General features: G+C 40.9%; 7 protein-coding genes and 3 tRNA genes. 5 read left to right on the top strand and 5 right to left on the bottom strand.

Annotated features, from left to right (window positions below):
- The 4 genes from Q0465_RS13025 to Q0465_RS13010 all read left to right on the top strand — a co-directional run.
- A partial coding sequence (locus tag Q0465_RS13025; RefSeq protein ID WP_298616799.1) for a vitamin B12 dependent-methionine synthase activation domain-containing protein occupies positions 1-2,450 on the top strand: 2,450 nt, incomplete at its 5' end.
- A gap of 52 nt (positions 2,451-2,502) precedes the next feature.
- Positions 2,503-3,456 (top strand): methylenetetrahydrofolate reductase [NAD(P)H], encoded by a 954-nt coding sequence (metF, locus tag Q0465_RS13020; protein ID WP_298616798.1) that lies wholly within the window; start codon positions 2,503-2,505, stop codon positions 3,454-3,456.
- Positions 3,456-4,208, top strand: coding sequence for a sulfite exporter TauE/SafE family protein (locus tag Q0465_RS13015; protein ID WP_298616797.1), 753 nt, complete (start codon positions 3,456-3,458; stop codon positions 4,206-4,208). Before metF ends, Q0465_RS13015 begins: the two co-directional genes overlap by 1 nt.
- Positions 4,209-4,411: 203 nt before the next feature.
- On the top strand, positions 4,412-6,619 hold the full coding sequence (locus Q0465_RS13010; protein ID WP_298616796.1) for a glycoside hydrolase family 3 C-terminal domain-containing protein: 2,208 nt from the start codon (positions 4,412-4,414) through the stop codon (positions 6,617-6,619).
- A gap of 239 nt (positions 6,620-6,858) precedes the next feature.
- Here Q0465_RS13010 and Q0465_RS13005 read toward each other — a convergent pair whose 3' ends face one another.
- Entirely contained in the window at positions 6,859-7,359 is a 501-nt protein-coding gene (locus Q0465_RS13005) for a hypothetical protein (RefSeq protein WP_298616795.1), read from the bottom strand.
- 368 nt (positions 7,360-7,727) lie between these two features.
- Here Q0465_RS13005 and Q0465_RS13000 point away from each other — a divergent pair, with 368 nt between their 5' ends.
- Complete coding sequence (locus Q0465_RS13000; protein ID WP_298616794.1) at positions 7,728-9,788, top strand: hypothetical protein; 2,061 nt, start codon at positions 7,728-7,730, stop codon at positions 9,786-9,788.
- A 62-nt stretch (positions 9,789-9,850) separates the two neighbouring features.
- On the opposite strand, the gene Q0465_RS12995 is transcribed toward Q0465_RS13000, so the two are convergent.
- The 4 genes from Q0465_RS12995 to Q0465_RS12980 form a co-directional block, all read right to left on the bottom strand.
- Positions 9,851-9,934 (bottom strand) — tRNA-Leu (locus Q0465_RS12995).
- 23 nt (positions 9,935-9,957) lie between these two features.
- A tRNA-Leu gene (locus tag Q0465_RS12990) sits at positions 9,958-10,041 on the bottom strand.
- 97 nt (positions 10,042-10,138) lie between these two features.
- Positions 10,139-11,353, bottom strand: a complete 1,215-nt coding sequence (locus Q0465_RS12985; RefSeq protein ID WP_298616793.1) for a site-specific integrase — start codon at positions 11,351-11,353, stop codon at positions 10,139-10,141.
- A gap of 326 nt (positions 11,354-11,679) precedes the next feature.
- Positions 11,680-11,750, bottom strand: a tRNA-Gln gene (locus tag Q0465_RS12980).
- Positions 11,751-11,821: the final 71 nt, after the last annotated feature.

Genomic DNA, 11,821 nt, shown 5'->3' with positions numbered 1-11,821 from the left:
AGTTTGCCAAGTTAATTCATGCCAGTGCTTACGATGAAGCCAGCAGTATTGCCCGGAAACAAATCGAAGACGGAGCTTCTGTCATCGACATCAATATGGACGATGCCATGCTGGACAGCGCTAAAGAAATGGCTACTTTTATCCGTATCATCAGCAATGACCCTGACATTTCCAAAGCTGCCCTGATGATCGATTCTTCCGACTGGAATACTTTACTTGCCGGTTTAAAGAATGCACAAGGAAAATGTATTGTCAATTCGATCAGCTTAAAAGAAGGAGAAAAAGAATTTTTAAAAAAAGCTGCTGAAATCAAGCGACTGGGAGCTGCGGTGGTAGTCATGGCATTTGACGAAAAAGGCCAGGCCGTAACTTACGAACGCAAAATTGTAATCTGTCAAAGAGCTTATCACCTTCTGACGGAAAAAGCGGGGTTTACGCCTGAAAATATTATTTTCGATGTGAATATTCTGGCTGTCGGCACAGGTATGGAAGAACACAGCAATTATGCAGTCGACTTTCTCCGGGCAGTCGAATGGATAAAAAAACATCTTCCCGGCAGTTCTACTTCCGGAGGAGTTTCTAACCTTTCCTTCTCTTTCCGGGGAAACAATCCGGTCAGGGAAGCCATGCACTCCGTATTTCTATATCATGCAATTGCTGCCGGTCTGGATATGGCTATCGTCAATCCGGCCCTCTTACAGGTTTACGACGATATACCTCCACAGCTTCTCCAGGCCGTCGAAGATGTCATACTGAATAAAAATCCGGAAGCGACAGAACGCCTCATAGAGCTGGCGGAAAAGATGAAAGCTTACAAAGCTGAAGGGAAAACGGTCAAAAATGAAAGTTGGAGAGACCAGCCTTTGGAAGAGAGACTTATTTATGCACTGGTAAAAGGGATTAAAGACCATCTGACCGAAGACGTGACGGAAGCGCTGGAACATTACTCTTCCCCCGTAGAGATTATAGAAGGTCCCCTGATGAAGGGCATGGATAAAGTAGGCACATTGTTTGGAGAAGGCAAAATGTTTCTTCCCCAGGTTGTCAAATCAGCCCGCATCATGAAAGAAGCTGTTTCCGTTTTACAACCCGGGATAGAAAGCAGTAATTCCTTACCTCCCGGCTCCGTGCGGAAACATAAAATTGTTCTGGCCACAGCGAAAGGAGATGTACACGATATCGGAAAGAATATTGTCCATATTGTCCTCAGTTGTAATAATATGGAAGTAATCGATCTGGGAGTTATGGTTGACAATCAGCGGATACTTGAAGCTGCCCGGCAATACCAGGCTGATATCATTGGCGTAAGCGGTTTGATTACTCCTTCTTTAGCAGAAATGGAAGATCTATGCCGCTTGCTGGAAAAAGCCCAGCTAAAAATTCCTCTCTTTGTCGGAGGAGCCACCACCTCCGGAGTACATACGGCTGTAAAATTAGCCCCCCTTTACAGCGGCGGGGTGATTCACGGCGGAGATGCTTCGAGGACTGCCGGTCTGATCAAAAGGCTTTTACAAAAACCGGACAATTATTTGCAAGAGTTACAGAGGGAACAGGAAAAAATACGGCAACTATACTACGAGGCTCATACTCCTATAATTCCCTATCCGGAAGCACAGGCATCAGCTCCCCGGTTCGCTCCGGAAAGTTATCTTTTGCCCGGGACTTTCGGAGAGCACAATTTACGGGCTCATCATCTGGACCTTCGCGAACTGGCCGACCGGATTGACTGGACTCCATTTTTCCATTTCTGGGGATTCAAGGGTAAATTTCCGGAAATTCTCTATACCAACGAAGAAGCTGACCGTACCTATCAGGCCGCCTTGGAAATGTTGGGGCAGATTATCGCCGGAAATGAATTTGAAGCTTCGATTGTCGTCAAATTCTTCAATGCCCGTTCGGAAAATAACCAGATCCTATTGGAAAACGGATATCATTTCCCCATGCTGAGGCAGCAAATACGAAATACTGAATATCTGTCCCTAGCAGATTATATAAACCCGGATCCGGCATTTAAAAGTACGGTCGGAATTTTCTGCCTGAAAGTCTCGGATACACATACATGTACAAACTGCCACGATTTCGCCCAGCTTCTCCGGGAAAGCTTATGTGCCCGCTTTACAGAAGCATTGGCCGAATGGATGCAGGAACAATTATCGGAAGGAACGCATATGATCCGCCCGGCTTTCGGCTACCCCGCCTGCCCCGACCATTCGCTGAAAAAAGAAGCTTTTCAAATATTGAATGCGACAGCGGATATCGGAGTAGAATTGACTTCTTCGTATGCTATTATTCCCACGACCAGTCTTTGTGGAATGCTAATCGCACATCCACAAGCTCATTACTTTAATATCAGTAAAATCAGTGAGGAACAATTGGACGTCTATTGCCGTCAAAGGGGATTTACAAGGGAAGAAGGGAAACGCCTTTTAGGTCCTCTTATAGACCATTAATTTTTTTCAAACAACAGATCTTCTGAACCGAAAATACTGTAATTGCAATCTCATGAAAATAACCGATATATTAAACCGTAAAGAAAAACCATTTGCTACTTTTGAGCTTGTGCCACCGCTCAAAGGAAGCGATATCAATAAATTATACAAAGCCATCGATCCCTTGATGGATTTTACACCTCCATTTATAAATATCACATTCCACCGGGATGAAACTGAATTCCGTCAAAAAGAAAACGGTTCTTTTGAAAAAATAACAGTTACCAAACGTCCCGGTTCGGTTGCCATTGCAGCAGCTATTATGAAGCGTTACCAGATAGAGGTAGTCCCTCACCTTATATGCGGGGGAGCTTCAAAATACAAATTGGAAAACGACCTGATCGACTTGAATTTTCTGGATATATCCAACGTAATGGCCTTGAGGGGAGATGCCATTCCCGGTCAGAAATATTTTATCCCGGAACCAGACGGACACAAATACAGCTGCGATCTGGTGAGACAAATTCACAATATGAATCAGGGAAAATATTTGGACGAAACGCTGACAAACGCAATTGCGACCAATTTTTGTATCGGCGTTGCCGCTTATCCCGAAAAACATTACGAAGCTCCTAATCCGGAAACCGATATTTTGCATTTAAAACAGAAAGTAGATGCCGGAGCGGATTATATCGTCACCCAAATGTTTTTCGATAATAACCGCTTTTTCCACTTCGTCGATAATTGCCGTGCTGCCGGAATAACGATTCCTATTATTCCCGGTCTTAAACCGATATCGACGCCTGCCCATATCGAAATGCTCCCCCGGGCTTTCCGCATTGATTTACCCGAAGCGCTCATGAAAGAAATACGGAAATGCAAAGACAGTCAGGAAATATATCAGGTCGGAATTGAATGGTGCACGATGCAAAGCAAAGACTTACTGGCACATGGCGCTCCTGCCATTCACTATTATACCATGGGGAAAGCCGATAATATCCGGACAATTTTAAAACGAGTATTCTGATGGACATTTACGATTATATCATCCTGATTATTCTAGGATTCGCCGCCGGCTTTATCAACATCTTCGCCGGAGGAGGATCAATGCTGGTCGTCCCTTTTCTCATTTTTCTGGGACTTCCGGCAAATATCGCCAATGCAACGAACCGGATTGCCATTTTATTACAAAACACCGTATCTGTATTTACTTTCCAGCAAAAGAAAATTTTAAATCTGAGGACAGACTACAAACTTTTATTCCCTGTCCTGCTGGGAAGTATAGCCGGTGCTTTTGCAGCGGTAGATATCCAAAAAGAAATATTGGAAAAAATTATAGGAGGATTATTGATTGTTATGTTCTTTATGATATGGATAAACCCAAACGCCTGGATTCGGGCTAATGCCGAAAAAGCCCATAATAAACATCCCTTTTTGCGTTTTCTTATCTTTTTTGCCATCGGTTTCTACGGCGGTTTTATCCAGATCGGAGTGGGGTTTTTCCTTTTAGCCGGCCTGGTACTCGGATGCGGTTTCGATTTACTGAAAGCCAATGCCGTAAAAATATTTTTGGTTCTTTCCTATACTGTAATTGCTTTAATTATCTTTATTTTTTACGACCTGATTGACTGGAAAGCCGGCTTAATACTTGCCTGTGGCAATATGGGAGGAGCCTGGGTAGGTACCCGTCTCAGTATTAAATGGGGAGCCACCTACATCCGCTATATTTTATTGGCCGCCTTGCTTTTAGTCGCCCTGAAACTTTTCGGCTTATTTTAATATTTATTTTTCTTTGTTTTATATACAAACATCGTCCGGATAAACCTTTTAAAATTGATTTTAATCTTTCTCCATTGCTCAGCTCATTTTCCTGCACTTTCTGATTCAACCGCTATCCTAAAATTATTCTATTTTAATTTTTTCTATTTTTTTAATTTAATTTTAATTTATATTTTTGATAACCCATTTTTAAATCTCCTTATATGAGAATTGCGTTTTATTTATTGCTAAATTTATTTTTTTTCCCTGATCTTCTTTTGGGACAAGTCTATCTGGATCCGGAAAAGTCCATTGAAGAAAGAGTTGAAGACGCTTTGTCCCGCCTGACATTACCGGAAAAAGTAGCGATGTGTCATGCCCAGTCGAAATTCAGTTCTCCGGGGGTACCCCGTTTGGGTATTCCGGAAGTATGGACCAGCGACGGTCCGCACGGTATCCGGGCTGAAGTTTTTTGGGATGAATGGTACAATGCGGGATGGACAAACGATTCTTGTATTGCTTTCCCTGCCTTGACCTGTCTGGCAGCCACCTGGAATCCAGAAATGTCGGCTCTCTATGGGAAATCCATAGGAGAAGAAGCCCGTTACCGGAATAAAAATGTCCTTTTGGGACCGGGAGTCAACATTTACCGCACCCCTTTAAACGGCCGGAATTTTGAATACATGGGAGAGGATCCGTATCTGGCTTCTGTATTGGTAGTTCCTTATATCCAAGAAGTTCAGAAAAACGGAGTTGCTGCCTGTGTAAAACATTTTGCACTCAACAACCAGGAAAAAGACCGGGGGCATATTAATGTAAAAGTGGATGACAGGGCTTTACATGAAATTTATCTTCCAGCCTTTAAAGCAGCCGTACAAAAAGGGAAAGCCTGGGCTATCATGGGAGCTTATAATCAATACAAAAACCAACACTGTTGTCACAATCAATATCTCTTAAACGATATTTTAAAAGGAGAATGGGGATTCGACGGAGTCGTCATTTCAGATTGGGGAGGTGTTCACGATACCCGCCAAGCAATTGAAAACGGCCTGGATATGGAATTCGGGACCTGGACTGACGGGATGCAAGCGAATCTCAATAATGCCTATGATCTTTATTATTTGGCGCAGCCTTATCTGCACGCCTTGACTACCGGAGCGGGCAAGGAAGAAATCCTGAATGATAAAGTCAGACGGATCCTCCGGCTAATTTTCCGGACAACAATGGCTCCCAATCGTCCCTGGGGGAGCTTCGGAACAGCAGAACATGCTGCGGCCGGGCGTCGCATTGCCGAAGAAGGTATCGTTCTTTTAAAAAACGATAATTCACTCCTCCCCCTCTGTTTTGCCGAAGTACACAAAATTGCAGTGATCGGAGAAAATGCAGTAAAAAAAATGACAATCGGCGGAGGGAGTTCTTCCCTTAAAGTGAAATATGAAATTTCTCCTCTCCAGGGATTACAAAAACAAATCGGTACCCAAGCGGAGATTCATTTCAGCCTGGGATATGCCAGTCCCCGGAAAACCAGTAAAGATCCGATGGGGGAAATTCAACAGACCGAAACCGGAAGCAGCCCGGAAGAACTCCGACAACAAGCCATCGAAACAGCTAAAGAGGCCGATATCGTACTCTTTTTCGGAGGATTAAACAAAAACAGTTTTCAGGACAGTGAAGGCCGGGACCGTCAAAATTTATCCCTCCCTTACGGACAAGATACCCTTATCGCTGCTTTGGCTCAGGCAAATCCCCGTTTAGTAGTTATCCTGATCAGCGGAAATGCCGTTGCCATGCCCTGGGTAGAAACAGTACCGGCAATCGTTCAGGCCTGGTACGGGGGTACTGAAGCAGGAAATGCCATCTCGGCCATACTGACAGGAGAAGTTAATCCCTCGGGAAAATTACCCTTTACCTTTCCTGTCAGGCTTGAAGATAATGCAGCTCATGCCTGCGGAGAATATCCGGGTAACGGAAAAGATGTCGAATACAAAGAAAGTCTGTTCGTAGGATACCGCTATGCAGATAAACAAAAACGGCCTCCCTTATTTTCTTTCGGTCACGGACTCAGCTACACAACCTTCGGATATGGAAAAATGACGGCCGATAAAAAGATTATCCATCCTGAAGAAACCATCACGTTTTCAATAAAAATAAAAAATACGGGCGCACGTGCAGGTTCGGAGATCGTACAACTTTATATCAGCGATAAAAAATCCAGTTTACCACGCCCGAAGAAAGAATTGAAAGGTTTTCAAAAAGTACACCTGAATCCCGGAGAAGAAAAAACGCTGAGTTTTACCATCGACCAAGAAGCCCTCCGTTTTTATGACGATATTCAACAAAAGTGGATCACAGAGCCGGGGAAATTCGAAGCCCTGCTAGGAGCTTCTTCCACAGACATTAAAGACCGGCTGACATTTGAATTGAAACATTAAATGTTTGTAAAATATAATTATAAGGCTGCATAAACCTGAATCAGAAATATACAAAGCTCTATCCTTAAACAAAAAAGAATAAGCCGTTTAAAACAGATAAGAACAGCTGAATTCTATTGTTCGTTTATGTATGTCCCTGATTCGCTGAGGAAATGAACGGTATAAAAAGGGTATTGTCATAAAGAAATTTTTTAAACATACCATCTCCATTTTTTATATCCTCTATTTTTGCCTTAATCTTATTCATCCGGTAATAAAATCCGATCGTCTTTATAAGGATTTTGTTCCAATAAAAATACATCGTATGCTTCTTCATTTTTGATTAATCCGTATATATCAAAATGAAAACTAAACAAAATATAATAAATCCAATTCAGCATATCTTTCGAAAACCGGCAAATAACCCGATTTTCTAAATAACGAATCAGATTTTTTAGAAACCAGCCGTAATTACCACCATCATCTAAAATATTCAATTCCCTGGTAATAAAAGAATAAATGTATTTTATAGGGATCATACTTTTCCCGTTAATTATACATTCCCGGGTAAGATACTCTAAAGGATAAAGCAAAAGTCTATAGTTCTTATCCGTATAAGCCACTTCTCTCACCTCTTCCCCTCTCTTCAAAAGATACGTAACTTTCCCTAATTCACTGATAAAGAAAGGATGTTCGGGATCACAAATATCTATTGCTCTTACCTGATAACGGTAATAGAACATTAAAATACTCTTTGTCATAAATAAATTTCGGTTCAGGAAATAAGATCACACACAATCGTATTTCCTTTGTAATACACAAATCGTAACAAAGCTAGGGCTTATCTTTTAATATCCTTCCTTCTTTCATCCAATTTCTAAACAGCCTATATGTTAAAATACATTTCAATAAACAAATAAATATTAAAATAATCGCTATCTATTAAATAAATATTCTGTTTCACAGGAAAATGTACGGATATACTCAAGAGATATTTAGTTATAAATTCATTATTTTAATAAATTACGACTAAATTTGTTAGAAATCAACAATCCTAATTTCAATTGATAAAAATCATTCAGTACGGCTAAACTTTTTTGATTTCTATTACTACTTAAACCCAATTACTATGAAAAAATTATTTCTGTTCACACTGGTATTCGCATATTGTTTGCTGGCGGGCTCCTGTAAAGACGATGATTCTTCTGCAGATCCTCCTTTTACTCCCCAAAATTACCAATTTACAAAAGCGTATGGTGTTCTGCATCCTTCTTCGTCTACCGGGCAGCCAGAAAATTTACAACTTATCCTCTCCAATACCGGCGGTCATTCGATAGAAGACTACACCGGTCCGGGAGAATACCTTTCCCTTTATTTAATTGTGGCCGATGTAGCCGTATCCGATCAGCAAATACTGTTTCCTTCAGGCACTTATACCTTATCTGAAGATCCGGCGAAAGCGATGACGGTCTGGAAATCAGCAGCCAGTTTTTTTACTCTTTTGGATGCTTCCAACTACAAAACGTCTTATACCTTGACAGAGGGATCCGTCAGTATTACCGAAACGGCAGGCAGATATTCGGTAAGCGGTCGTTTTAAGGGATATGAAGCCCCGGAATTTACATTTAAATTTGAAGGTATTATATCCTCTTTTCCCCCAGAAACGACCACTCAAATGGAATTGACAGACGCTACTGCCGAATACAATAATAAATATGCGGACGAAGCAAAGTTTAATTATACCGTTACACTCAGTAATGCGAACGGACAGAAGGTAAATTTTGAAATCACAACTTCCCGTTCCGACTATTTCACTCATATACCGGACGGAGAATATAATTTCACGAAGACGCCTGATCAGGCAGGAGGCCTGATCCAATCTTCTAATAGTTACTATACCTTAACCCGTGACGGTATACCCTATTCGATCGAAGCAGGGAGTATCCGCATTACTTCAGTCACGAACGGTTATTCCGTCAGCGGAACCCTTAGCAATGAACAACAGGAAGAAATAAAATTTGAATATTCAGGAAAACTTCCCATAAACCGGGCTTCCCTTTCCTTTACGGACGGAGAGTTATTTATTGACGGACAATGTAACGGCTTAACCTATTACGATTATTATTTAATGATTAATCCGGGAGAATTCAAGTCTGCCGGAGAAAAAATGAACCTTTACTTTACTGGTGACATCGACTACTTTTACCAATATTTGCCGGTAAGAACAGGAGAATACACGGTTTATACAGGAAAATTACCTTTGTCCCCGGGCCAGGTAATAAATGATCTTGATCTCTCGGATACCGGAGTGATTTTCGGCGATCAGGAGGGTAATGAAACCCTGTATGCACTTACAGAAGGTAGTATGAAGGTCACCGCCTCGGAAATGGACGCACAGCAAAACATGACTCTGGTTTTCAATGCCCAATTCCAAGCACAATCCCAAACAGACAATGAAGTAATGGAAGTATCTGTTTCCTATACAGGACTTCTACATCCGCAGATTGACGGATCAGGTTATTGGTACGGCTATCTGGCCCATCCTTATTCAAAACTACAAAATGATCTGAATATGTCTAATTTTGCGGACGCAATATATAAAGATTTCGGTACCGGTTATTTTTATTACGAAGGACAACCCAAAAATGCCGGTTATGTACAAATATGGTTTAAAACCCCGGAAGCAGAGTTCGAAGAATGGTACGACGACTCAACTGATCCCAGCCATTATTTTATGACTATCGGCCTGAATCTATCAGGAGAACTGCCTGCAGAGGGAATTCCGACAGGTACTTATACCTACGATAAAGACTGGACATTCGCACCCGGAACTTTTATGCCCGGCAATAAGATTGAAGGGTATAGTAATAAATCCTATGGTTCGACTATTTTTAACGCTCCTTATACCGTGGATATAGCATTCGGTTGTGGTCCTGATAATGAAGGGGGTACAATCAAAATCGAAAAATCCGGAGAAATATACCAAATTACAGTAGACACTTACGATGACCAAGGTCCAGCAGCCCGGAAAATCCATGCTTCCTATACCGGCAAAATAATAAGCGAGAGCGAATGGTATGCAAATTCTGCTTCTCTGGGTTATAGGTTACCTCGGTTGGGATCCGGATCGCCCCTGCTCAAAGGAAATACAGGGAAAACAGGGAAAAAATTCCATTCGAAAACAGAATAAGATAGAAAATGCAAAAAAACCGCAGTTTGGCTGCGGTTTTTTATCTTTTAACCCTGAAAGTGTGCCCGAAACAAGATTTGAACTTGCACGGCCTAACGGCCACTACCCCCTCAAAGTAGCGTGTCTACCAATTCCACCATCCGGGCTTCTGATTTGCAATATTCCAACGTGCCCAAAACAGGACTCGAACCTGCACATCCGTAAGGACACTAGTCCCTGAAACTAGCGCGTCTACCAATTTCGCCATTTGGGCTTTTATTTTGCGATGCAAAGATACAAATATTTGCATTAACGCCAAATTTACCCCTACTGAAATTATAATTTTTTTAAAAGTTTATTTCACTCAGAATTCAAAAATCTGTAATAATCTCATTGGCAGCATCCAGGACATTATTTTCAAAACTATCCAGATAAATCTGGGTTGTTTTTTCAGAATCATGTCCCAATCCTTCACTGATAACAGCAATGGGTATTCCGGAACGTTTTGCTATAGAAGCCCAGGAATGGCGTGCAACATAAGTTGTCAACGGAAAATGAAAATGCAATGTATTTCCAATTAGTTTCAAACGGCGGTTTACTTCCCGGTAAGCATTTTTATATTGATGATATTCGTTTTTTCCGGGATACTGTATTAAAGGGAAAATATAACTCATCCGGTCGGATAAATCATTGTATTTACAAATGATTTCCCGGGCCTTTTCTGTTATTTTTATATTCAGTTTCTGCGCTGTTTTCTGGCGGGAATAATACAAACGATCCCCCAAAATATTAGATACCTTCAAAAAAGCAATGTCTTTAAAAGACATGCCCCGCATATAAAAACTGAACAAAAAAATATCCCGGGCTAATTCCAAACGGGAAGAAGCAGAAATATTTAACTTTCGGATAGCTGCTATTTCTTCTTTATAAATAGCCCGTTTCATGGTTTTTTCTTTCCGGATCGTTATTTTTTTAAAAGGGTAATATTCTTCAGCTACTATTCCATCCCGGATCGCCCGGTTATAAACCGAACGAATGGTACGAAGGTAAATGGAAACGGTGTTCACTTTACACCCTTTTTGCTGCAGGTAAATCTCAAAATTTTTTATAAAACTGTAATTTACTTCTTCAAAGGTAAGATCCTGTTTTTTATTAAAATGCTGAAGTACCCCCATTGTTCCCCTATAAACATTGGAATTTCCGTTTTTTCCTAATTTTTCCAAAGAATCGGCAATGTCCCGTATATAGTCGTATACATAGACGCCTGAACTAACATGCCGATACGATTTTACCACATCTTCCAAGGTATATTCCTGCCCCATAACAGTAAAATCCAACAAAATTTTTTTGACCTTTAAAACTTCGCTTTCTATATAAAAATTACATTTCTGCCGTTCTATCTCCTCTTCCACAGTTCCCCGTTTTTCATTCAGCAATGATTTTTTAAAATTCCAATCTTCCCATTTTACCTTGCGTGCCAGGGGAATAAAACAATGTTTACGTCCCCGTACAAGCTTTATGACAACAGGGCATTCACTCCTATAATTCATTTTCTGTCTATCCAGCATTACTTTTAATGTTACCATAAACACAATTTTACCAGGTTAAAACTCAAGTGTGACAGGGAAATTATTTTTACATTCCCTTTATTTCATATCATATAAAACATCCTTCCCCGCATACAGCTCACTGTCTACAAAAATAATCATAAAAATACATAAGAAATTTTTTCAGGGACGCCACCTACGGGAAAAACGCTGTCTCTTTACAAAAGCGCAGGATCTATTAAAGGAAAAAATGCTGAGAAAAGACCTTATTTTCCTGTCGTACGTATCCCCCGCACACCTAAAAGTATCCAATAAAAAAACCGCTGTATTACAGCGGTCCAGAGGAAATTTAACTTACATAAAAGTTGTCCCACCAGGATTCGAACCTGGACTGACAGAACCAAAATCTGCTGTGCTGCCATTACACAATGGGACAATCATTTTGTCAAAGACGGTGCAAATGTAAAACTTTTTCCATTTACAGCAAAAAAAAGCACAAAAATTCAA

Origin of the sequence: uncultured Odoribacter sp. (assembly GCF_937966165.1) — a bacterium.
Lineage (GTDB): Bacteria > Bacteroidota > Bacteroidia > Bacteroidales > Marinifilaceae > Culturomica.
Note: the sequence above shows the minus strand (reverse complement) of the source record. Positions and strands in the feature narration are given on the sequence as shown.

What these genes read in the sequence shown, in the direction of transcription:
- Q0465_RS13010 (WP_298616796.1), top strand. Translation starts at nt 4,412, where the DNA reads ATGAGAATTGCGTTTTATTTATTGCTAAATTTATTTTTTTTCCCTGAT.
- metF (WP_298616798.1), top strand. Translation starts at nt 2,503, where the DNA reads ATGAAAATAACCGATATATTAAACCGTAAAGAAAAACCATTTGCTACT.
- Q0465_RS13015 (WP_298616797.1), top strand. Translation starts at nt 3,456, where the DNA reads ATGGACATTTACGATTATATCATCCTGATTATTCTAGGATTCGCCGCC.
- Q0465_RS13000 (WP_298616794.1), top strand. Translation starts at nt 7,728, where the DNA reads ATGAAAAAATTATTTCTGTTCACACTGGTATTCGCATATTGTTTGCTG.
- Q0465_RS13005 (WP_298616795.1), bottom strand. Translation starts at nt 7,359, where the DNA reads ATGACAAAGAGTATTTTAATGTTCTATTACCGTTATCAGGTAAGAGCA.
- Q0465_RS12985 (WP_298616793.1), bottom strand. Translation starts at nt 11,353, where the DNA reads ATGGTAACATTAAAAGTAATGCTGGATAGACAGAAAATGAATTATAGG.